The organism is Lacimicrobium sp. SS2-24 (genome assembly GCF_002201535.1).
Lineage (GTDB): Bacteria > Pseudomonadota > Gammaproteobacteria > Enterobacterales > Alteromonadaceae > Lacimicrobium.
In genome coordinates this window covers 114128-136112 of the sequence record NZ_NIWW01000007.1, presented here as the reverse complement: position 1 = coordinate 136112, position 21985 = coordinate 114128, and the positions used below count along the sequence as shown (strand labels likewise).

General features: G+C 50.7%; 21 protein-coding genes. 16 read left to right on the top strand and 5 right to left on the bottom strand.

Annotated elements, in window-relative coordinates:
- Nucleotides 1-36 precede the first annotated feature (36 nt).
- Nucleotides 37-1911 (top strand): alkaline phosphatase D family protein, encoded by a 1875-nt coding sequence (locus CCY32_RS12790; protein ID WP_088331297.1) that lies wholly within the window; start codon nt 37-39, stop codon nt 1909-1911.
- Here CCY32_RS12790 and CCY32_RS12785 read toward each other — a convergent pair whose 3' ends face one another.
- Nucleotides 1912-2622, bottom strand: a complete 711-nt coding sequence (locus tag CCY32_RS12785) for an SIMPL domain-containing protein (protein ID WP_088331295.1) — start codon at nt 2620-2622, stop codon at nt 1912-1914.
- Between the two features lie 165 nt (nt 2623-2787).
- On the opposite strand from CCY32_RS12785, the gene CCY32_RS12780 reads away from it, so the two are divergent.
- On the top strand, nt 2788-3333 hold the full coding sequence (locus CCY32_RS12780; RefSeq protein WP_088331293.1) for a GNAT family N-acetyltransferase: 546 nt from the start codon (nt 2788-2790) through the stop codon (nt 3331-3333).
- A gap of 103 nt (nt 3334-3436) precedes the next feature.
- Here the strand turns inward: CCY32_RS12780 and gorA are convergent, their stop codons facing one another.
- Nucleotides 3437-4786 carry a glutathione-disulfide reductase gene (gene gorA, locus CCY32_RS12775; RefSeq protein WP_088331291.1) on the bottom strand — a complete coding sequence of 450 codons (1350 nt, stop codon included), beginning with the start codon at nt 4784-4786 and terminating at the stop codon, nt 3437-3439.
- Between the two features lie 238 nt (nt 4787-5024).
- On the opposite strand from gorA, the gene CCY32_RS12770 reads away from it, so the two are divergent.
- From CCY32_RS12770 to ubiB, 6 genes are all read left to right on the top strand, one after another.
- Nucleotides 5025-5483, top strand: coding sequence for an Hsp20/alpha crystallin family protein (locus tag CCY32_RS12770; protein WP_168171516.1), 459 nt, complete (start codon nt 5025-5027; stop codon nt 5481-5483).
- 165 nt (nt 5484-5648) lie between these two features.
- The gene (prlC, locus tag CCY32_RS12765; protein WP_088331287.1) at nt 5649-7688 is read left to right on the top strand and encodes an oligopeptidase A; all 2040 of its coding nucleotides are present in this window, start codon (nt 5649-5651) and stop codon (nt 7686-7688) included.
- A gap of 165 nt (nt 7689-7853) precedes the next feature.
- Nucleotides 7854-8555 (top strand): DNA-3-methyladenine glycosylase I, encoded by a 702-nt coding sequence (locus CCY32_RS12760; protein ID WP_088331285.1) that lies wholly within the window; start codon nt 7854-7856, stop codon nt 8553-8555.
- A gap of 138 nt (nt 8556-8693) precedes the next feature.
- Nucleotides 8694-9467 carry a bifunctional demethylmenaquinone methyltransferase/2-methoxy-6-polyprenyl-1,4-benzoquinol methylase UbiE gene (ubiE, locus tag CCY32_RS12755; RefSeq protein ID WP_088331283.1) on the top strand — a complete coding sequence of 258 codons (774 nt, stop codon included), beginning with the start codon at nt 8694-8696 and terminating at the stop codon, nt 9465-9467.
- A gap of 9 nt (nt 9468-9476) precedes the next feature.
- Complete coding sequence (locus tag CCY32_RS12750; RefSeq protein WP_088331281.1) at nt 9477-10097, top strand: SCP2 sterol-binding domain-containing protein; 621 nt, start codon at nt 9477-9479, stop codon at nt 10095-10097.
- Nucleotides 10098-10100: 3 nt separating this feature from the next.
- Nucleotides 10101-11738 carry a ubiquinone biosynthesis regulatory protein kinase UbiB gene (ubiB, locus tag CCY32_RS12745; protein WP_088331279.1) on the top strand — a complete coding sequence of 546 codons (1638 nt, stop codon included), beginning with the start codon at nt 10101-10103 and terminating at the stop codon, nt 11736-11738.
- Nucleotides 11739-11982: 244 nt separating this feature from the next.
- On the opposite strand, the gene CCY32_RS12740 is transcribed toward ubiB, so the two are convergent.
- Entirely contained in the window at nt 11983-12927 is a 945-nt protein-coding gene (locus CCY32_RS12740) for a hypothetical protein (protein ID WP_088331277.1), read from the bottom strand.
- Nucleotides 12928-13059: 132 nt separating this feature from the next.
- Here CCY32_RS12740 and tatA point away from each other — a divergent pair, with 132 nt between their 5' ends.
- The 7 genes from tatA to hemB are packed head-to-tail and all read left to right on the top strand — an operon-like array spanning nt 13060 to nt 18529.
- Complete coding sequence (gene tatA, locus CCY32_RS12735) at nt 13060-13299, top strand: twin-arginine translocase TatA/TatE family subunit (RefSeq protein ID WP_088331471.1); 240 nt, start codon at nt 13060-13062, stop codon at nt 13297-13299.
- Between the two features lie 3 nt (nt 13300-13302).
- Nucleotides 13303-13605: a Sec-independent protein translocase protein TatB gene (gene tatB, locus CCY32_RS12730; RefSeq protein WP_088331275.1), complete on the top strand. Its 303-nt coding sequence runs from the start codon at nt 13303-13305 to the stop codon at nt 13603-13605.
- Nucleotides 13606-14355 carry a twin-arginine translocase subunit TatC gene (gene tatC, locus CCY32_RS12725; protein ID WP_088331273.1) on the top strand — a complete coding sequence of 250 codons (750 nt, stop codon included), beginning with the start codon at nt 13606-13608 and terminating at the stop codon, nt 14353-14355.
- Nucleotides 14355-14864 carry a hypothetical protein gene (locus CCY32_RS12720; RefSeq protein WP_088331272.1) on the top strand — a complete coding sequence of 170 codons (510 nt, stop codon included), beginning with the start codon at nt 14355-14357 and terminating at the stop codon, nt 14862-14864. The genes tatC and CCY32_RS12720 overlap by 1 nt, the downstream gene beginning before the upstream one ends.
- A gap of 1 nt (nt 14865) precedes the next feature.
- Nucleotides 14866-15666 (top strand): TatD family hydrolase, encoded by an 801-nt coding sequence (locus CCY32_RS12715; protein ID WP_088331271.1) that lies wholly within the window; start codon nt 14866-14868, stop codon nt 15664-15666.
- Nucleotides 15653-17533 (top strand): diguanylate cyclase, encoded by a 1881-nt coding sequence (locus tag CCY32_RS12710; RefSeq protein ID WP_168171515.1) that lies wholly within the window; start codon nt 15653-15655, stop codon nt 17531-17533. The genes CCY32_RS12715 and CCY32_RS12710 overlap by 14 nt, the downstream gene beginning before the upstream one ends.
- Nucleotides 17534-18529 (top strand): porphobilinogen synthase, encoded by a 996-nt coding sequence (gene hemB / locus CCY32_RS12705; RefSeq protein ID WP_088331269.1) that lies wholly within the window; start codon nt 17534-17536, stop codon nt 18527-18529. It begins immediately after the preceding gene.
- 44 nt (nt 18530-18573) lie between these two features.
- Here hemB and CCY32_RS12700 read toward each other — a convergent pair whose 3' ends face one another.
- The gene (locus tag CCY32_RS12700; protein ID WP_088331268.1) at nt 18574-20085 is read right to left on the bottom strand and encodes a guanosine-5'-triphosphate,3'-diphosphate pyrophosphatase; all 1512 of its coding nucleotides are present in this window, start codon (nt 20083-20085) and stop codon (nt 18574-18576) included.
- On the bottom strand, nt 20082-21344 hold the full coding sequence (gene rhlB, locus CCY32_RS12695) for an ATP-dependent RNA helicase RhlB (RefSeq protein WP_088331267.1): 1263 nt from the start codon (nt 21342-21344) through the stop codon (nt 20082-20084). The genes CCY32_RS12700 and rhlB overlap by 4 nt, the downstream gene beginning before the upstream one ends.
- 109 nt (nt 21345-21453) lie before the next feature.
- Here rhlB and trxA point away from each other — a divergent pair, with 109 nt between their 5' ends.
- Nucleotides 21454-21780 (top strand): thioredoxin TrxA, encoded by a 327-nt coding sequence (gene trxA, locus CCY32_RS12690; RefSeq protein WP_088331266.1) that lies wholly within the window; start codon nt 21454-21456, stop codon nt 21778-21780.
- Nucleotides 21781-21985: the final 205 nt, after the last annotated feature.

The window sequence follows — 21985 nt, the reverse complement described above, 5'->3', positions numbered from 1 at the left end:
ATTGCAGTAAGGTTACAGGGCTGGTAAAAATAACGGGTGCAGAATCTTAAACAGACTGTCCTTGCCGGACCCATATTACGTCATAGCTCGCCAACTGAACTGAATTTCTGGTTGGTCACCTCGGCTGCCTGTGAGATTGAGTTTCAGCTATTCCTGACTCCAGAACAACCGCTATTAAAGCAGACTCTTGGCCAACCCGAACACCAGCAGATTCCCCTTGGCCAGCACTGTTTTATGCATTTGTTGCATATTCCTGTCGACCATCCCTTACCGGAAGATACCTTGCTGAGTTATGACTTGCTGCTCGGCAAACAGCGTTGTCCGGTGAGCAAAATGCTCTCTGACCTCTGTTATCCCGGCCATAACTTACCTGGTTTTGTTCTGAGTTCACGTATCGACAACCTTTTGCACGGCTCCTGCCGCAAACCTCATCACTCTTCAGAAGACGGCATGTTGCAGGTGGACCACCTGATAGCCAGCTCGGAACAGGATCTGACACAGCGTCCTGCTTTGCTGATGTTATCTGGCGATCAGATTTATGCCGATGATGTTGCCGGGCCGATGTTGGTGGCCATTCATCAGCTCATCGACACATTGGGGTTATATGATGAAACATGGCAGGGTACAAAAACCAACTGCAGTCAGAAGCTATACAGCGATCCCCATTGCTACTATCAGCGAGAGTCATTGCTGCCGGCAGATAAAGCGTCACAAAAAATGCTGGAGCGGCTCTTTACCGGAGCCAGCAAACCGATTTTCACCGCATCCGGGGCGCACAATCACCTGATCAGTTTCAGTGAGGTGATTGCCATGTATCTGCTTGTCTGGTCCCCGGAGTGCTGGCAACGGATCGATCTGGAGGCAGGGGAGAACCGCATTCCCACTCAACATCGGGCGCGATATCGACAGGAAATGGCCGCCATCAAAGCGTTTAGCGCCAATCTCACGTCGGTGCGCCGGGCACTGGCACACCTCCCCTGCTATATGATCTTCGATGACCATGATGTCACTGATGACTGGAACCTCAGTCGCGCCTGGGAAGAATCGGCTTACCACCATCCTTTCTCGAAACGCATCATCGGCAATGCCCTGCTCGCCTATTTTCTATGTCAGGGTTGGGGCAACAAGCCCGAAAACTACTCAGACTTACTGACAGACACACTGCCGCATTTCAGCGAAAAGGGGATTGGTGAGCATGACCAACTCATTGACAAGATGTTGAAGTGGGAACACTGGCACTACCATCTGGATACCACCCCGAAACTGATTGTTCTGGACACCCGGACCCATCGCTGGCGATCTGAGAGTAACGCTGCAAAACCCTCCGGATTGATGGACTGGGAGAGTCTGAGTGAGCTACAGCAGCAGTTAATCGGAGAAAATGCGGTGATCATGGTGTCGCCGGCACCGGTTTTTGGGGTCAAGTTAATCGAAGTGGTGCAACGCATTTTCACGTTTTTCGGCAAAGCGCTGTTGGTTGATGCTGAAAACTGGATGGCCCACCCTGGTGCGGCAAATGTGCTGTTGAATATCTTCCGTCATCATAAAACGCCACCTCACTTTGTCATCCTCTCCGGAGATGTGCATTATTCTTTTGTTTACAACGTGACCCTGCGGTTTCGCGCAAACAGTCCCGAAATTCTGCAAATTACCTCCAGTGGCATAAAGAACACCTTTCCAAAGGGCTTGCTGCGCTGGTTCGACCGTCTCAATCGCTGGCTATTTGCCAGCCGCTCCCCCCTTAACTATTTCACTAAGAGGCGGCGCATGCGGGTGAAACGGCGTCAACCGGAAGGAACGGATGGCGTGCTGCTCAACCAAAGTGGTATCGGGCAGGTATTGCTCAACGACGATTATGAGAAAATTCGCGCCCGCGTGCTCAGTAATAAGGGAGTAACGGAATTCAGGTAATCAATCCACCAGGTAATATTCGATGGTGGACACCACGCGCACTTTTTTCAGGTAAGGCGTATTGCGATCTCTGTCGCTGATGCTGAACTGCCCTTGTGACGCCCGGCGGATCTTACCCAATTGACTGTCAGAATCGTGGGCAAACTTCTGTGCCACACTGCGGGCATGACGGGTGGCCTCCTCTACCATCTCAGGTTTCAGCCCATTTAGACCACTAAACTGATAGTCAGGCTGGTTTTCATAGGCATTGCCGCCAAATACCAGCCCCTCTTTTCCCAGCTCCGAGATACTTTGCATGGCGTGACGCACCTGTTCGATTTCGTTCGAATAGACGGTCACTGTCTGCGTGGCGGTATAGCGGAACTCCGCTTTTTGTCCTCCTCCCCACTGCTGGGCGGATTTGTCTGTCACCAGGGGTGGATTGATACTGATGGCGTCCTCGGCAATGCCTTTTAAGGTTAAAAAAGCCCGGATCTTTTCAACATGTTCGTCCATCGTCAGATAGAGTTGCTGCACATCATTGCCGGCATTGGTAAAGGCGACCGGCCAAATCACCACATCTGCGGCCACTTCGCGCTCCGACAAGCCTTTGACCGTCACCGTGCGTTCATATTCCTTCACATCAATGGCGGCACTGGCCAACAAGTACCCCAGCAAGCCCAATCCCAGAAAAACACCCAACGCCAGGGCCCGGCTCTGTGTTCTGTCCATTTTTATCTCCTCGTACGTTGAATGCCCTCAGTATACGCAACAACTATGGCAACAATCTGGCATTTTGCTGATGAAAACAGGATCAAAAACCGACACAATAGCCAACCTTTGTTATCGCCGTGTTACTGACCAGCCCCCTTACTTAAACTCATGAGGAAACAGACTATGCAGATTCACGATTCAGCCCGACTGAGTTATCGTCTGATGGATGAACATGATGGCGATTTGTTGTTTGAGCTGGACCAGGATCCCGCCGTGATGCAGTTCATTACGCACGGCAAAACCACCAGCAGGGAGGCCGTAAACAATACCTTTATTCCGCGTATGCTCAGCTACCGCAACCCACAAAAAGGCTGGGGCCTATGGCAGGTGAACATCAAAGAGGATAACCAGTTCATTGGCTGGGTTCTGGTCAGACCCATGCATTTTTTTGATGACAACCGCGATGACACTGATCTGGAGCTGGGCTGGCGCTTCAAACAATGCTCCTGGGGCAAAGGCTATGCCACCGAAGCCGCGCAGCATATCAGCGAGGTCATTGCAGGCCATGATGCCAATATTCACGCAATCAGCGCCATTGCCGTAGAGGACAACCAGGGCTCCATCAATATCATGCGTAAACTGGGCATGGGCTTTATTAAAAAGGCCCTGCATCAGGACCCCTTGGGCGACATGGACGTGGTGTACTATAGCAAGCGTCTGAAAGACTGAAGGTTTAGCGTCTATCACCCTGTCATGCCTTTGACCATCCGCTGTCTGAATAAGACCAAGTCGCCCAAAAGCAGCCCGTTTTGATTCGGGCTTTTGATAACCCTTAACGCATGGTCACAAACTCTTCTGCACTGGTGGGGTGAATGGCCACACAGGCGTCAAAGTCAGCCTTGGTAGCGCCCATTTTTATAGCCACGCCAAAACCTTGCAGAATCTCGTCCATACCCATTCCGATACCATGTAAGCCCACCACTTTTTCGTCATCACCGGCGCAAATCAGCTTCATCTTGGTTTGCTGACGATGACGGGTCAGAGCCGTATACATCGCTGCAAAGGCAGAGCGATATACCCGAACATTGTCGGCGCCATATTCTTCAATGGCCTGCTGTTCGGTAAGGCCGATGGTGCCGATAACAGGATGACTGAAGACAACCGTGGGAATGTTGCTGTAATCCATGTGCGCGTGCGTCTGATGATTAAACAACCGCTCAGACAATAATCTTCCGGCCTTAACCGCCACCGGCGTCAACTCAACATGGCCAGTAATATCCCCCACCGCATAGACACCCTCGGCAGTGGTATTCTGGTATTTGTCGACCTTAACATAACCCTTTTCATCACAGACAACCCCGGCTTTTTCCAGTCCCAAATCTGCAGTAGACGGTTTACGGCCGATGGCCCAGATCAGACTGTCGACCTCCATTGACTTGCCGGTTTTAAACGTGACCTTAAGACAGCCATTTGATTGTTTTTCAACCTCAGCCACCTCTGAGTGGGTATGCAGAGTCGGTCCCTCATTCGCCATCAGTTCCACCAACGTATCGGAAATCATCTCATCGAAATTACGCAATGGCTTATCATGACGCACGGCCAGATGGGTGTCACTGCCCAGCGCATGCAGCACACCAGCCAGTTCCACAGCAATATACCCTGCACCGACTACCAGCACACGTTCTGGCTGCTCGTTCAATGCAAAAAAGCCATCCGAATCAATGCCATGCTCGGCTCCGGGCACATCAGGCCAGACAGGCTGACCTCCTGTGGCTATTAGAATGTGATCGGCACGATATCTTTCACCATCTACCTCAATGGTATGGGCGTCAACAAAACGGGCAAAGCCCTCGATACGAGTGATCCCGTTATTTCCCAGCACGCGATCATAGGAGCCATGAATGCGCTTAATGTAGGCTTCGCGGCTGTCCACCAACGTCTGCCAGCTGAACTGATTGAGACTCACATCAAAGCCATAGTCTGGCCCATAAAGCTTGATCGCTTCGGCAACCTGAGCGCCAAACCACATGGCTTTTTTAGGCACACAACCCACATTGACGCAGGTGCCGCCGATCTTCTTCGCTTCAATCAGCGCCACTCTGGCGCCATGACTGGCGGCGCGGTTCGCCGATGCGATACCACCGCTGCCACCACCGATACATATATAATCAAATTCTTTCATGATAATTTCTCCTAGCCTGCTATGTTGGTTCGATTGTGCCAGCAATCCTGTTCCCTTGCGACTCGGCATGTGTCCGCGTAAATGACAGGAGATGGGGATGTTTTCTTTCCCCCACAATCAACACGTGATGATTTTTTGAACATTTTTGATCCAGAGCAAACAACACACATCTGTGCCTTGTCAGTTCGGCGGCAGTGGACTATTCCATTTCTGCTTACCCGCAAACAAGGAGATGATCATGAGCTTTTTTCCCAGCCTATTTGGCAACCCAAGACCGGACACAGTGACGTCATTACGTAGTCGCATTGATAATGTGTTTGATGATTTTTTCCGGGATTGGCCTCAGGACCAGACAACCAAGTGGTTACGTCCGGCCATAGACATCGCAGAAACAAAGGAGGCCCTTGAAGTGAAAGTGGATCTGCCCGGAATGGATAAGAATGACATTAAACTGGAAATTCATAATGACCAGTTACTGATTCAGGGAGAAAAACACTTTAAGCAGGAAGATAAGGAAGACAAAGGTTACCACCTGATTGAACGATCTTATGGCTCATTCCGAAGGGTCATACCTTTGCCCTTTTCTGTTAACGACAACACTCAGGTCAGAGCCAGTTACGATAACGGCGTGCTCACCGTCATGGTGCCCAGACCTGCAGACAGTGCGACAGGAAGCAAACGCATTGAAATTGGCTAAAGGATAAATAGGAGTTGCTCTGGCCGTACAGGGAGCCAAAGCTCCCTGTACGGGTGTTATTTTGGTCGCTTGCCAGTGACAAACGCAGTGTAAATCGACGATCTGCTATTGAGTTTCGCGCGTACAGCCTTATCTTGTAGCTATCAGTTAATCGACGAGAACACTATGACATCAAGCGCCAAGGCCGTGCAGGAATTACCCCGTTTTTCCGACATCAAGCCAGAACAAATCAAACCGCAGGTAGAACAGGCTATTACACACTGCAAGGCAGAAATTGAGCGTCTGGTTACTCAGTCGAAATTTACCTGGGACAACCTGGTGATGCCGTTGGATGAGGCAGATGATCGGCTCAGTCGACTGTGGTCACCGATATCTCATATGAACTCGGTCGTCAGCAATGATGCCCTGCGCGAGGCTCATGATGCCTGCTTGCCATTACTCTCCGATTACAGCACCTGGGTGGGTCAGCATGAAGGTTTGTATCAGGCCTATAAGTCCATCAAAGACAGCGCTGATTATACACAGCTCTCTGAGCCTCAGCAGAAAGTCATCGACAACACGCTGCGGGATTTCGAACTATCTGGTGTCGCCCTGCCCGAAGAGAAAAAGAAGCGCTTTGGTGAGATTCAGAGCCGTCTGTCTGACCTGTCTTCAAAGTTCAGCAACAACCTGATGGATGCCACCTTAGGCTGGAACAAGCATATAACAGATCAAGCGGATTTAGCCGGTTTACCCGAGTCCGCTCTGGATGCGGCTGCACAGGCGGCCAGACAAAAAGATCTGCAAGGGTGGTTGTTCACGCTGGATATTCCCAGTTACCTGCCCGTGATGATGTACGCCGATAACCGCCAGCTGCGCGAAGAAATGTATCGCGCCTTCAGCACTCGCGCATCAGACCAGGGCCCCAATGCTGGCAAATGGGACAACAGCAGCATCATGGAAGAAACCCTGACCCTGCGCCAGGAGATGGCTCAGTTACTGGGTTTTGATACCTATGCGCACCGCTCACTGGCCACCAAAATGGCCGACACCCCTCAGCAGGTCATTGGCTTTTTAGACGACCTCGCGGCCCGCTCCAGGCCCCAGGCTGAAAAAGATCTGGCCGAGGTGAAGGCCTTTGCGGCGAAGGAATTTGGCGAACAGGATATTCAGGCCTGGGATCTGGCCTATTACAGTGAAAAGCTCAAAGAGTCCCGTTACGCCATATCCGATGAGCAGCTTCGCCCCTATTTTCCCGAGCATAAAGTGGTCAGCGGTTTGTTTGAAGTGGTCAAACGTCTGTACGGTATAGACATTACCGAGCGTAAAGGCGTTGATACCTGGCATAAAGACGTGCGTTTCTTTGATATTCACGACAGTACCGGCACGTTGCGCGGCAGCTTTTATCTGGATCTCTTTGCCCGAGCTCACAAACGCGGCGGTGCATGGATGGATGTGTGCCTGGATCGCCGTCATTGTGCCGATGGTGCCCTGCAGCATCCTGTTGCCTACCTGACCTGCAACTTTAACGGCCCGGTGGGCGATAAACCGGCGCTGTTTACCCATGATGAAGTGGTCACCCTGTTCCACGAGTTTGGTCACGGATTGCATCACATGCTTACACAGGTCGGAGCCAGCGGTGTGTCGGGCATTAACGGTGTGCCCTGGGATGCAGTGGAGTTACCGAGTCAGTTTCTTGAGAACTGGTGCTGGGAAGAACAGGCCCTGGCCTTTATTTCCGGTCATTATGAGAGTGAAGTACCTTTGCCGAAAGATCTGCTGGATAAACTGCTGGCGGCTCGAAACTTCCAGTCTGCCATGCAGATGGTACGCCAGCTTGAATTCAGTCTGTTTGATTTCCATTTGCACAAAGATTACCAGCCAGGTAAGCAAGACCAGATACAGCATATTCTGGATCAGGTGCGCAGCCAGGTCGCCGTTATCACACCGCCTTCCTTTAACCGTTTTCAGCATAGCTTTGGTCATATTTTTGCCGGAGGCTATGCCGCAGGTTATTACAGCTATAAGTGGGCAGAGGTGCTGTCATCTGATGCCTATTCACGCTTCGAAGAGGAAGGGATATTTAATCCCGATACGGGTCGCAGCTTCCTGGAAAACATTCTTGAGATGGGCGGCAGTCGAGAGCCTATGGAGTTATTTGTGGCCTTCAGAGGGCGCGAGCCAAATATTGATGCGCTGCTGCGTCATAGTGGTATTGCCGAATAGGGTATTGGCCACCACAAAAAGTGAATTCACCACAGCACCAGAACCGTTCCCAGCTGTCAGTCTGCAAAGCTGATAGCTGGAGGCAGATAACTGACGACTCAGATTATTATATCTCTGCGCACTCTGTGACTCTGCGGTGAATACTATCGGGTTTAAGGACAACAAATGACTGAGATATCAAAACCGGAACCCTTCAATGCCCTCTATCAACGCGCCTGCGAGCGCAAAGGGGGCGAGCGCGCACTTGAAGCCTTACTGGGTTCACCCAAAAGCCCACAACAACTGCGTAAATTGGGCGATGATCGTTATCTGGCCGAATTCAGCAAAAAAATCTTCCAGTCGGGCTTTGTGTGGCGGGTAGTGGAAAATAAATGGCCAAACTTTGAGTCACTGTTTTTTGGTTTCAATATCGACAAAGTGTTGCTGATGCCGGATGAGATGCTGGAGCGCAAGGCAGCTGATCCAGCCATTATCCGCAACTACAAAAAAGTGCGCACCATTCGTGATAATGCCATGATGATTGACAGCGTCCGTCGTGAACACGGCAGTTTCGGTAACTTTGTGGCCGACTGGCCAGGCGAGGATATTACCGGATTGTGGGCCTGGCTGAAAAAACATGGCGAACGCCTGGGTGGCAATACCGGCCCCTATGCCTTAAGAGCATTAGGCAAAGACACCTTTTTACTCAGCCGCGACGTCGAGGCCTATTTCCGTCAGCACAAGCTCATCGACGGGGGCCTCACCAGTAAACGCAGTCTCGACAGGATTCAGCAGGTATTCAATCAACTGCAACAGCAAAGTGGCCGCTCTTTGCAAGAACTCAGTCAAATCATCGCATTGAGTAGCGGCGACAACACTGTGATCTGACAACGAGCCCATAACCGGTATCAGGGCCTGTACTCTGCACGCCCGCTTCTCTTGTGCCAGTGTATGCTCAAATCACAGGGTCACTGTCAAAAGCCCGTGAATCAGGTAAACTAGCGCTCAGCAATCTAAGGAGCATTCATGAGCGATCCAGGCCAGTCACAACCGCAGTCAGACGATCAAACCCATTTCGGCTTCAAGACCGTTGGCAAACAACAAAAAGCCACCATGGTGGCTGAGGTCTTTCACTCCGTCGCGGCCAAATACGACGTGATGAACGATCTCATGTCAATGGGCATTCATCGCCTGTGGAAACGTTTTACTATCGACTGCAGTGGAGTGCGACCAGGCCAGAAGGTGCTGGATCTGGCCGGTGGTACAGGCGATCTGGCGGCTAAATTTTCACGCCTGGTGGGTAAAGACGGGCAGGTGGTGTTGGCCGACATCAACAATGCCATGCTCAGGGTAGGTCGCGACAAACTGCGCGACAAAGGTATTCTTGGAAATGTCGACTATGTGCAGGCCAATGCCGAATGCCTGCCCTTCCCAGATAATCATTTTGATCTGATCACCATCGCCTTTGGCCTGCGCAATGTTACCGACAAAGATGCCGCACTGGCTTCTATGCTAAGGGTACTGAAACCCGGCGGCAGATTGCTGGTACTGGAGTTCTCCAAGCCAGAGTTTGACGCCCTGAGTAAAGTCTATGATCTGTACTCCTTCCATCTTTTGCCCAAAATGGGCAAGCTGGTCGCCAACGACAGCGAAAGCTATCAGTATCTGGCGGAGTCTATTCGTATGCACCCTGACCAGGAGACACTCAAAGCCATGATGGAAAATGCCGGTTTTGAACAGGTCACCTACCACAATATGACCGGTGGCATCGTCGCGCTGCACCGTGGCTTTAAGTTCTAGGTCCTGCCGATGCCTGCTCCGCAATTGCTCACCGGTGGCATAGAAATGGCCATCAATAACCTGTTGTCTCTGGACCCTGACAGCCCGCAACGCCTGTTACCCTTAAATGGCAAGCGTTTACAGGTGAAACTGCACGAACTGCCATGGCCGCTCACCTTTGCTTTCTCGCAGCGGGTGGACGTACTGGCAGATGAGCAACAGGCCGATTGCACCATTGTGTTGTCTATCGCCACCTTAAAGAAAATGCAGGATATCAGCCAGCTCAGTTACCTTATTCAGCAGCAGGAACTGAGCCTCAATGGGGATATGCATACGGCACAAAGTTTCAGCAATCTGGTCAAAGATCTCAACATCGATTGGGAAGAGCAGCTCTCCCGTTACACCGGCGATGTCATTGCGCATCAGTCATTCCGTACCGCACGACAATTGCATCATAGGCTAACTGCAAAGTTGCAACGTTTAGGCGACATCCTCAAGGATGTCGCTATGGATGAAAAGCAACTGGCTGCACATCCTCTGGCAGTAGAAGATTTTTCCGAGCAGGTGAATGACCTGCGTTCAGATGTAGCCCGCTTTGAGGCCAGATTGCTGCAGCTTGAACAGCGACCCAAACAACGAAAAGGCAAATAAATCGTGCAGTTGATGCGTCTGTACACCATAAAAAAAACCTTGTTACAACATGGTCTCGATGAACTGATCCCGCCTCGCTGGCTGCCATGGTATGCGAAAGGGGCACGTTACACTGCCTTCTGGCTGCGCAATAAATACCCTGACAAATCCCGTGGCGAACGGATTCGTCTGGCACTGCAATCTCTGGGACCGGTGTTTATCAAATTTGGTCAGATGCTATCAACCCGTCGCGACCTGCTGCCGCCGGATATCGCAGACGAGCTCACACTGCTGCAGGACAAGGTGCCGCCGTTTGACAGCACCCTGGCCCGTCAGACCATTGAGAAGGCACTGGGGCTGAAGCGTATCGACGAGTTGTTTGATGAATTTTCTACCGATCCCCTTGCCTCTGCTTCCATCGCCCAGGTACACACTGCGCGACTAAAACCCGGCGGCGAACACGTGGTCGTAAAAGTGATTCGACCCCGCATCGATGCAACCATCCATGCCGACATTGAACTGCTGTACACCCTGGCCGCACTGGTACAGAGATGGCTGCCTGATGGTAAAAGGCTGCGCCCGGTAGAAGTGGTAAAAGAATATGAGAAAACCATTCTCGAGGAACTGAATCTGTTACAGGAAGCCTCCAACGGCATTCAGTTAAAGCGCAATTTCGAAGATTCCCGTTCCTTGTATATTCCCCATATTTACAGCGATTTTTGCCGTAAGAACGTCATGGTTATGGAACGCATCCATGGTATTCCGGTTGCTGATATCGAAGCCCTGCATGCGCAGGGAACCGATATGAAAAAACTCGCCGAGCGCGGAGTCGAAGTCTTTTTCACTCAGGTATTCCGCGACAGCTTTTTTCATGCAGACATGCACCCGGGCAACATTTTTGTGGCCACGGACAATCCTGCAGATCCCCAATATATCGGCATCGACTTTGGCATTGTGGGCACCCTCAACCGGGAGGATAAGCGCTATCTGGCTGAAAATTTCGTCGCCTTTTTTAACCGTGACTACCGCAAAGTGGCAGAACTCCATGTGGATTCTGGTTGGGTACCCGCAGATACAGATCTGGAAGAATTCGAAGTGGCTGTGCGCACTGTATGCGAGCCCATATTTCAAAAACCGCTGGCCGATATCAGCTTTGGCATCGTGTTATTGCAACTGTTTAATACCGCACGTAAGTTTAATATGCAGGTACAACCTCAATTAGTCTTGCTGCAAAAGACCCTGCTTTATATTGAGGGGCTGGGGCGGCAACTCTATCCACAGCTCGACCTGTGGCAGACTGCCAAGCCCTTTCTGGAAAACTGGATGCAGGAGCAAATCGGCGCAAAAGCGCTGTTTAAAAAAGTCCGCGCAAACCTGCCGTACTGGTCAGAAAAAATGCCGGAAGTGCCTGACCTGTTATTCGATACCCTCAAACAGCTGAAGCATTTGCCACAGCAGCAACAGCAATGGATCAGTGCATTGCAGCAACAGCAACATCAGCAACACCGCAGCCGCAGGTATCAGTTACTCGGTAGCACGCTGATCGTGACAGGAACTCTGCTCCCTCTTTATCCTGTGAGTGGCTGGTATGGTGTGGCAATGGCCGGACTTGGAATGTTCAGTTTCATGCGTGGCTGGCTGATCAGCAGTAAGCCGCAATGAGTGGTGAGACACAGAACGATAATATTGCCGCAACATTGAGGGAACTTGGCGTCAGAAAAGTTTTCAGACTATCAGTCTTCAGAACCATAGCCCGTATAAAGCGAAGCGGAATACGGGGTTTGTAACCGCGGAACTGACGAAAATGAACTTTTACTCCCCTGAAAGGCACTGGATTGACGCCAACGACATGCGGTAATGACACCCTCAGAGCTGATGGTTGAAAACTGACCCCTTTGAAAGCTTCTCAGTTCAACTCGCCAAAATAGCCTTCTACCCTGATGGCCAGGCCATAAGAGGGATCAAATTCCTCGTCCCGACCCCACAGCACAAACGGCTCGAGTTCGAAGAACAACCATTCGCGCATTGCATTGCGACGCCAACGGGCACTGAGCAGGAACTCCTCAGCCCGATAATCAGGCTGAGTGGTTCCTTCGACAAACAGCCCATAGATTAAACCGGTGCGCTCGTCCACTTGCTGATAACGGTGCAGTCCATGCTGCCAGATCCAATCATTTTCCTTGTCCCGGTAATAGAAATTGTTATCGAAGCGAAGCAGGTTCTCGCTATCGAGCTGATAGCTATACTGGGCCCTGAGACGGCTGCCGAACCTGTCCTGTGTGTAGTAATAAACCGAACCTTCCAGATGAAGGTTGCTGACTTCAGAAAGACCGAAGGTTTTGCGGATTTCAGACTTCACATAGGGCTGTAGCTTCCTGCCCACTCCGATTCGGTGTGAAATATTCAGATCTTCTGTTTTTTTGGCGGTGAAGCGCAGGGCCATACTGAAGCGATTGCGATTATCGATAGTATCATTGCGAGCCGCCTTGATGTCGGTGCCCTGCTCGTCTTCATCATAATCAGAGAAGATCAGATCCGTCTGGTGCTTCATATTGGGTAACTTTACCCGAATTCGGAAACGGCTCTCGAACTCCATCAGGTCGCGAGTGCGAGGCTCCCAGCCCAGGCGAATTCTGGCCTCCGCTTTAGCGGCCTCATTCAGGGGCTGAGTCTCATCAATAAAAAAACTATCGAACCACCTCACCGTGGCATCAATGGAAGAGGACACATTGTCCTGCACACTATCCAGCCAGGCGCTATCGGGCTGAACCTGGGGTTCATCCGCATGTACCTGCCCCGTATATGTCAGGACCAGCAACAACAGACTGGCAGATCTTTTTAGTCCGGACAAAAACCTTTCCTTTGAATAAAAAATACAGCCACTGGATTACATAGCATGGTCAGATTCAGCAGCATAATCAAATCCAGTGACCTTTTAGTCAAGCTACGTATAATAGGAGAAAATTTACTTCAGGAGCAGGTTATGGGTGGAATCAGTCTGTGGCAACTACTAATCATATTTGCCATTGTCCTTTTGTTATTCGGAACCAAGCGATTGCGCACATTAGGCAGTGATCTGGGTTCGGCCATTAAGGGCTTTAAAAAAGAAATTGATACCGACAAAAGCGATTCTGCCGATGCTGACTTTGATCAGCAGAAGATGGAAAATAAAGGTGAGCCCGCTGCACAGTCTCAGCCGGAAAAACGTAAACAAGACAATTAATCTATGTTTGATATCGGCTTTTGGGAATTACTGGTCATCGGCATCGTGGCCCTTCTGGTGTTGGGCCCTGAGCGCCTGCCGGGGGCAATTCGTTCGACCAGTCGCGCATTGTCCGGTATGCGTTCTATGGCCAGCAATTTCAAACAGGAACTTGAACAGCAACTGAAAATTCAGGAATTGCATGACAACCTTAAGAAAGCGGAACAGCAGGACCTGAAAAACCTGTCTCCCGAACTTAAAAAGTCTGTCGACGAACTGCGCAGTGCCGCAGAGTCGGTCAAAAAGCCCTATCAGAAAAAAGAATAGATGTCAGATTCCCAGTCTTTATTTACCCATTTGGTTGAACTGCGGGGGCGCTTGCTCAAGGCCTTGTTAGCGGTATTGGCCGTTTTTTTATGTCTGGCCTACTTTGCTCAGGATCTCTATCACCTGTTAGCCACACCATTGCTGGATGTGATGCCTAGCGGCACCCAGATGATCGCCACGGATGTGGCCTCACCCTTTTTTGCGCCCTTTAAGCTGACTATGGTGTTGTCCTTCTTTATCGCCATCCCTGTGGTGTTTTATCAGGTTTGGGGGTTTGTGGCGCCGGGCCTGTATCGTAACGAAAAACGTCTGATCGCCCCCTTGCTGGTTTCCAGCACCCTGCTCTTCTATCTGGGTATTGCCTTTGCGTATTTTGTGGTGTTTCCCCTGGCTTTTGGCTTCTTCACCCGGGTGGCACCAGAGGGCGTCACCATCAGCACGGATATCAGCAGCTACCTGGATTTTGTGTTAAAGCTGTTTTTTGCCTTTGGCCTGTCATTTCAAATTCCGGTCGCCATTATACTGACCTGCTGGACCGGTATGACAACCCCTCAAAAATTGCGGGAAAAGCGCCCCTATGTGATTGTCGGGGTATTTGTCATCGGTATGCTGCTGACACCACCAGATATCATTTCACAGACCTTGCTCGCTGTTCCCATGTGGTTACTGTATGAGTTTGGGCTGTTGGCTGGTAGTCTGTATCAGCGCCGCAATGAAGAAAACGAAGAAACGGAGTCTCAGGATACATAATGAAAAAATTAGCATGCTCAATACTACCCGCCCTTTTGCTGGCCGGTTTGGCGCAGGCAGATACCCTGGCCGATGCAATGCAACAATGCAGTCAGGAAGAGAACAGCCTGAAACGACTGGTTTGCTACGATCGGCTCAGTAAAGATCTGCGTCAATTCGAAAACTCTCCCTTACCGCAGTCAGCACAGGTACCGCGAGCACCTGCCACAGCCGGCCGCAGCACTGAGCAACCTGCCAGCGCCGCCGAGCAGATGGAAGAATTTGGTCTGCCCAAACGCAATGAAGTGATTTCCGAAGATAAAATTCTGGTCACGGTGTCAGAAAAACGCCGCAATGCTCGCGGAAAATGGATAGTGGAACTGACCAATGGGCACATTTGGGAGCAAACCGACTCCCAGGATTATTATTTCCCGGATGGACAGATTTATATTGAAAAAGGTTTTCTGGGAGCATTCTTTCTGGGCTCAGAAGAATCCAAGCGCAGAATGCGGGTGAAGCGTATCCAATGATATGAACTGGTTTGATATCGGCGTTAATCTGACCAACAGCAGGTTTGCTGAAGACCTTGAAGCCGTGCTGCAAAGAGCGCAGCAAAATGGCGTCAGTGATATGTTGATTACGGGGACCAGTGAAAATGAAAGCCGTGAGGCCCTGGCCCTTGCCGAGCGATTCCAACAGTTCAGCACCGCTGGCGTTCATCCCCATGATGCGGATTCAGTCAGTACAGACTTCGTGCAACAGCTGCATGAGCTTGCATCACACCCTCGGGTACTGGCCATCGGTGAGTGTGGCTTAGACTTTAACCGCAATTATTCGGCCAAATCCTCTCAACTGAGAGTGTTTGAACAGCAACTGGAGCTGGCTGCAGAATTACAACTGCCGGTTTTTCTGCACGAGCGTGACGCCTTTGCACAGCAGCTTGTCCTGCTTAAGCGTTACCGCAACAGTCTGGCTGGCGGGGTAGCCCATTGCTTTACCGGCAACCGTGAGCAAATGGAAGGATACCTGGAACTCGACCTGCATATCGGCATTACCGGATGGCTGTGTGATCCGAAGCGTGGTAAAGATCTGCGCGAAGCGATCACATCACTGCCGCTGAACCGGTTGTTGCTGGAAACTGATGCACCCTTTTTATTTCCCAAAACACTGCGTCCAAAATCCTCTCGCAATGAACCCGCCTCGTTGCCGCATATCGCCTCTGTGCTGTGCGACTTACGTGATCTGCCCCTTGAGCAGATTGCGCAGATGAGCACCGAAAATGCACAGGCCTTATTTAATATCAGCACCGATACCGAACATGGCCGGACTTAGCGAAAAACGTCTTGAGGCTCGCTGGCTCTGGCTGATCGCAATGTCAGCGTTAGTGGTTGGTCTGTATATCGCCTTTCACATGCTTCAGACAGTAAACGCCACTCAGCCTCAGCAGGAAATTGGCCGTGGCGTCGAGGTTTTTCGCGCTCCAGGGAACGCCCCCACACTGGACGAACTGCTCAAAAATGAAGATATTGACTGGCAAACCGAACAACATCAGCTGCTGTCCTATGGCATGCACAGTGATCCCATCTGGTTTCGCTTTAATCTGCCTCGGCTGGATCAACGCCACAGGTGGTTGCTGGAAGTGGACTATGCCCTGCTGGACGATCTACAGATCTGGTTTATGCAGGAAAGTGCGCTGCTCAGTGACTACAGCACCGGAGACAGCCTGCCTTTTCGCAGTCGCACCATTGCCAGCGAAAAGTTTCTTTTCCCCATTCCCGAAGCCGATGGGCCGATTACCGTTTACATAAGGGTGCAGAGCAGTGGCTCGCTGAAACTGCCGCTGCGCCTGTGGGATATGGAAGAGTATTTAGTTCATGGCGGGGAACATGGCCTGATGCTGGGAATATTTTTTGGTTTCCTGGCGGCTATGGGATTGAGCAACTTCTTCTTTTTTCTGACTACCCGTTCAATCAATTTTCTTTACTATTGTGGCTATGTACTCTTTCTTGGACTCACGTTGTTGACGCTGCACGGCATCGGATACAAATACCTGTGGCCAGAAAATATCTGGCTACAAGGCCGCAGTGTGGTCTTGTTTGCCAATGCCACCATGTTTTTTGCGGTGATCTTCAGTCGCGAGTTACTGGAGGTATATCGACACAGCCAGTTTATCGACCGGTTATTAAAAATATCCGCCCTGGTTTTTCTCGGACTGTTTGTATCCAGCCTGGTCCTGCCCTACTGGCTGATGATCAAGACCTTCCTGTTACTCTTGATTCTGGAAGTGTTATTTATTTGTGGTCTGGGTATCTGGCTGTGGCGCCGTGGGGTGGCCATTGCGCGCATTTATACCATCGCCTGGACCACCTTACTGCTTACCGCCATGATCGCCAGTCTGGAAAACCTTAACCTGATCAGTCTGGATATCAACTCCCACTATCTGCTAATTGCCGGCGCCTCGGTAGAAACCGTGCTACTGGCGCTGGTACTGGCTGTCAGTTACAACCAGCAACGCCAGCATGCCTTTGATGCTCAGCAGCAGGCACTTGAGAAAGAACGAGAATTAAGGGAAGCAGAGCACCAGGCTCAGCAGGAACTGGAATACAAAGTTCAGGAGCGCACCCTTGAGCTGGAAATTACGCTAAGAGAATTATCGGAAAAAAATCAGGAACTGGAAGAGCGCAACACCATGGATTCCCTTACCGGCATTCGTAACAGACGCTACTTTGATAAGCGCTACCTGGCTGAAATTCGCCGTAGCCGACGAGAACAGACAACCCTGACCGTTGCCATGATCGATATCGATCATTTCAAGAAAACCAACGACAACCTGGGCCATCTGGTCGGAGATGAGTGCATTAAAGCCGTAGCCGGAAAAATTAAGTCCCTGCTCAAACGTCCCGCCGATGATGTCTGTCGATACGGAGGCGAAGAGTTTGCTTTATTGCTTCCTAATACCGATGAGCAAGGTGCCAGGACGCTGCTTGAGCATATTCGCGAGCAAATCCAGCAATCACCCGTTGACACCGCCTCCGGTGATGTCAGTTTAACCGTCAGTATCGGCTTTGTCAGTGCCATGGCGGCCTCGTCGCTGGAGGATAACACGCTGCTATCCCAGGCCGATCAGGCGCTCTATCAGGCCAAAGAACAGGGCCGAAACCGCGTCTGTCAGTTCATTCCCAATCAGTCACAGGAGTAAATTTTGTCCAGTTATCCGCATACCCGATTGCGCCGTTTACGCAAAAACCCTTATACCCGTGACCTTGTAGCGGAATCCAGGCTTAGCGTTGCTGATCTGATCTATCCGATGTTTGTACTTGAGGGGAAAAATCGCCGCGAGAGCGTAGATTCAATGCCCGGTATCGAGCGCCTCTCCATTGATTTACTGATTCAGGAAGCACAAGAACTGGTAAAGCTGGGCATTCCGGCCATTGCCCTGTTTCCGGTTACCCCGGCTGATCTGAAGACCGATTGTGGCAGCGAAGCCTTTAACCCTGACGGTCTGGCACAAAAAGCGATTCGTGCCCTCAAAGAATTTGTTCCCGAAATAGGCGTAATCTCCGATGTAGCGCTCGATCCCTTCACCTCCCATGGGCAGGACGGTCTGCTGGATGACAGCGGTTATGTCAGCAATGACAGTACCTGCGACGTGTTGGTAAAACAGGCACTGTCCCATGCCGAAGCCGGTGCCGATATTGTCGCGCCCTCAGATATGATGGACGGCCGTATTGGTCGTATTCGTCAGGCGCTTGAACAACAGGGGTACCAGAATACCTGTATTATGGCCTACTCAGCCAAGTATGCGTCGAGCTATTACGGCCCCTTCCGAGATGCAGTGGGATCTGCGGGCAATATTCAGGGTGGCAATAAGAAAAGCTATCAAATGGATCCAGCCAATTCCGATGAAGCCCTGCGTGAAATAGCGCTGGATATTGAAGAAGGGGCGGACATGGTTATGGTGAAACCCGGCATGCCTTATCTGGACATTGTGCAGCGCTGTAAACAGACGTTCCGAGTGCCCACCTTTGCTTATCAGGTCAGTGGTGAATATGCCATGCACAAAGCCGCTTTTGCCAATGGCTGGCTGGCAGAAGATGAGGTGATTCTGGAGTCATTGCTGGCCTTTAAACGCGCGGGGGCTGATGGCATTCTCACTTACTTCGCCAAGCAGGCCGCACAACTTCTACAGCGATAAGATAACAGAAGGAGCAAGGCAACTTGCTCCTTCGACAATATGTCTTATTCAATGTTCAGTATCCAGCCCACCCGGTGCTGTAGCCAGCGCTCATTGGCCAATTCAGCGTCCAGCAGTGGATGGGATTTGAGCCATCCCTTGGGAAACGTCAGGTTGACAACCTGCTCTTCTAATTGCAGCTCTATTGCCGGTAACAGATTGTTTTTGCGACGAATTGATAACACAAAGGCAATGCGCAGTAAGCGGCACAGTAACTTCAGTACTTCCGCCACATCATGCTGGTAAAGACTAAAGGGTTTTAGATTCACATCCTGGCGATGACAGAGAATAAGATCCCGCACGGCATCTTTCTGCAACCGGGTATAACCCGGCATCGAGACATGACTGAGAATATAGCTGCCATGCTGATGACTGAGTCTGTAATCAATATGCAGCCCAATCTCATGTAATTTGGCAGCAGCCAGGAGTATGCCCTCGGCATCCATCTGACAAAATACATCCGTTTGCGGCAACTGGCGGTACAGTGCCAGCGCGGTTTCTGTCACCCTGTGCGCCTGTTCTTCCTCGATGTGAAAACGGGCTATCAGTGAGTCGAGTGTCTGTAGACGGATATCATGATGATGAATATTCTCCAGCATGCCGTAAATCAGGCCCTCACGCAGCGCCCCGCCAGAGATTTGCATTTGCTCAATCCCCAGCTCTTCAAACAATACGCGAAGAATGGCTAAACCACTTGGAAATACGGCGCGTCTGGCGTCACTGAGGCCCTCAATATCGAGGCTATCGAGGTGGCCACAGGCGATGCATTGCTGCATCAGATCCTGTAAATAACTCAGTCGAATATTGTCATTGATGCCTTGCGCCACCATGATCTCTGTCACCGCCTGAGGGGTGCCAGATGCGCCAAGGCACTGACGCCAGTTGAAGCTTTTATATTCTTCCGATATGGCGCTAATGTGTTCCCTGGCAACCTGCATGGCCGCTTCGAAATTCTGTGCAGCAAGGGTGCCCTGGGTAAAATACCGTTCCATAAAGGTGACACAGCCCATATTGAGGCTGGCTAATTTGAGTGGCGTAAAATCTCTTCCTACGACCACCTCAGTACTGGCACCACCGATATCAATCACCAGTGAATTACCCTGATTAGCAGAGGTGTAAGCCACACCAAGATAAATCTGCCGGGCCTCTTCTTCACCGCTGATGACATCAATCGCATGCCCCAGAATCTGCTCCGCCTTCTCCAGAAATGCACTGGCGTTGCGCGCTAACCTGAGTGTGGCGGTGGCCACAATCCGAATATTCGAGGGGGGAATATCCTGCAAACGCTCGGCAAAGGTCTCCAGGCATTTCCAGCCACGCTCCATACTCAGTTCATCCAGCTGCATCGACGGGTCGAGCCCTGCAGCCAAACGCACTTTTTGCTTTACCTTACCTACGATATGTACACAACCATCGGTGACGCGCACGACGACAAGGTGAAAGCTATTGGAGCCCAGATCCACTGCGGCGTAGTACTGGCCTGGCAGTGGATGGCTGGTGAGTGTGTCGTTACTCATCTGTTACGTTGGTTTCTGCCTCTGGGCTTACCTTTACTGAGATTTTTACCACTTTGCATACGCTTTTTATACTGGCGTTTGGGCGGAGTGACATCATCCAACAGTGCGTCATGGAAGTAGTCGGTCACCGGTATAGAGTGACGAATATAATCCTCGATCGCTGGCAAATTCAGCGCATACTTCTCACAGGCAAAACTGATGGCGTGACCGCTTTTCCCTGCACGGCCAGTGCGCCCAATACGATGCACGTAATCTTCAGCATCGTCTGGTAAATCGTAGTTGAACACATGGGTCACTTTTTCGATGTGCAGCCCACGGGCTGCCACATCGGTGGCTACCAACACATCCAGCTTGCCTTCACTGAACTGATTCATAATCTGAAGACGCTTTTTCTGCGGTACATCGCCGCTGAGCAAACCCACACGGTGTCCGTCTGCTTGCAGCCAATCAAAAATGTTTTCACAGCAATGCTTGGTATTAGCAAACACAATGGCTTTTTCCGGCCACTCTTCTTCAAGCAACGTCAGCAATAGCAGCATTTTATCTTCGTTTGAAGGGTAAAAAAGCTCTTCCTGAACACGACTGGCGGTCATTTGCTGCGGTTCAATTTCCACATGCACCGGGTTGTTCATGTGTTCATAGGCCAGTTCCTGCACGCGCATCGACAAAGTGGCAGAAAACAACATACTGAGTCGCTCACTGGCGGCCGGCATACGCCTGAGGAGATAGCGAATATCTTTGATAAAGCCCAGGTCAAACATACGGTCCGCTTCATCCAGTACACAAACCTGAATATGCTCCAGGCTGAAGATATTCTGCTTGTAGTAATCGATGATGCGCCCGGTGGTACCGATAATGATATCGACGCCTTTTTCCAGTACTTCTTTTTGGCTCTGATAGCCTTCACCACCATAAATCAGGCCCAGCGTGATACCGGTATGCTTGCTGAGTAATTCCGCATCATTATAGATCTGCACCGCCAGCTCGCGCGTAGGTGCCATAATGATGGCCCGCGGCTGCTTGGTTTGTTGCTGACGATTATTTAGCAAATGATGGAAGGTGGCAGCCAAAAATGCGATAGTCTTGCCGGTTCCGGTTTGGGCCTGCCCGGCAACATCTTTGCCTTCGAGCATGGGCGGCAGACTCAGTGCCTGAATAGGAGTACAATGTTGGAAGTTAGCGGCAGACAATGCCTTGACCACATCCTCATGCAGAGGAAGCTCGGAAAAACGGGTTTCAGTTAAATGAGTTGTTTGCATAGCTTATAGCTTATCAGTGCTTGCATTAAAAAACAGTTTCTATATAAATAGCCACTACCGACCTGCCCGGCTCTTAATTCGTCGAGGCAGGCAAAGTTTGGAGAAAAAAATGAGCGACAAAATTATCCAGTTATCTGACGACAGTTTTGAGGCCGATGTTATCAATGCCAAAGATCCTGTATTAGTCGACTTCTGGGCAGAATGGTGTGGCCCGTGCAAAATGATCGCGCCGATTCTGGAAGAAGTAGCTAACGAATTCGATGGCAAATTAACAGTTGGCAAGCTGAATGTCGACCAAAATACTGAAACGCCGCCTAAATACGGTATTCGCGGTATCCCTACACTTCTGCTCTTTAAAGACGGGAATGTAGCCGCCACCAAAGTAGGCGCATTGTCGAAAACTCAGTTGGCTGAGTTCATTAACGACAATATTTAATCCTGCGGCCCGCCAACGGCGGGCCCATTTCTTCCATACACAGCACCATTCAGTTAAGAAATCAGATAATTAACCGATAATCAGTAGACGTTGTTCATTTTTGGTGCTAATTTAATCTTCGCAATCATCGTTGATCGCACCCGAATCGAATACAGTCCTCGCGTCAATCAGGCGCAATCAGACGTTTAAACCCGTTACTCTAATA

Coding starts and splice junctions, on each gene's coding strand:
- CCY32_RS12785 (WP_088331295.1), bottom strand. CDS start 2,622: ATGGACAGAACACAGAGCCGGGCCCTGGCGTTGGGTGTTTTTCTGGGA.
- CCY32_RS12780 (WP_088331293.1), top strand. CDS start 2,788: ATGCAGATTCACGATTCAGCCCGACTGAGTTATCGTCTGATGGATGAA.
- gorA (WP_088331291.1), bottom strand. CDS start 4,786: ATGAAAGAATTTGATTATATATGTATCGGTGGTGGCAGCGGTGGTATC.
- CCY32_RS12770 (WP_168171516.1), top strand. CDS start 5,025: ATGAGCTTTTTTCCCAGCCTATTTGGCAACCCAAGACCGGACACAGTG.
- prlC (WP_088331287.1), top strand. CDS start 5,649: ATGACATCAAGCGCCAAGGCCGTGCAGGAATTACCCCGTTTTTCCGAC.
- CCY32_RS12760 (WP_088331285.1), top strand. CDS start 7,854: ATGACTGAGATATCAAAACCGGAACCCTTCAATGCCCTCTATCAACGC.
- ubiE (WP_088331283.1), top strand. CDS start 8,694: ATGAGCGATCCAGGCCAGTCACAACCGCAGTCAGACGATCAAACCCAT.
- CCY32_RS12750 (WP_088331281.1), top strand. CDS start 9,477: ATGCCTGCTCCGCAATTGCTCACCGGTGGCATAGAAATGGCCATCAAT.
- tatA (WP_088331471.1), top strand. CDS start 13,060: ATGGGTGGAATCAGTCTGTGGCAACTACTAATCATATTTGCCATTGTC.
- tatB (WP_088331275.1), top strand. CDS start 13,303: ATGTTTGATATCGGCTTTTGGGAATTACTGGTCATCGGCATCGTGGCC.
- tatC (WP_088331273.1), top strand. CDS start 13,606: ATGTCAGATTCCCAGTCTTTATTTACCCATTTGGTTGAACTGCGGGGG.
- CCY32_RS12720 (WP_088331272.1), top strand. CDS start 14,355: ATGAAAAAATTAGCATGCTCAATACTACCCGCCCTTTTGCTGGCCGGT.
- CCY32_RS12715 (WP_088331271.1), top strand. CDS start 14,866: ATGAACTGGTTTGATATCGGCGTTAATCTGACCAACAGCAGGTTTGCT.
- CCY32_RS12710 (WP_168171515.1), top strand. CDS start 15,653: ATGGCCGGACTTAGCGAAAAACGTCTTGAGGCTCGCTGGCTCTGGCTG.
- CCY32_RS12700 (WP_088331268.1), bottom strand. CDS start 20,085: ATGAGTAACGACACACTCACCAGCCATCCACTGCCAGGCCAGTACTAC.
- rhlB (WP_088331267.1), bottom strand. CDS start 21,344: ATGCAAACAACTCATTTAACTGAAACCCGTTTTTCCGAGCTTCCTCTG.
- trxA (WP_088331266.1), top strand. CDS start 21,454: ATGAGCGACAAAATTATCCAGTTATCTGACGACAGTTTTGAGGCCGAT.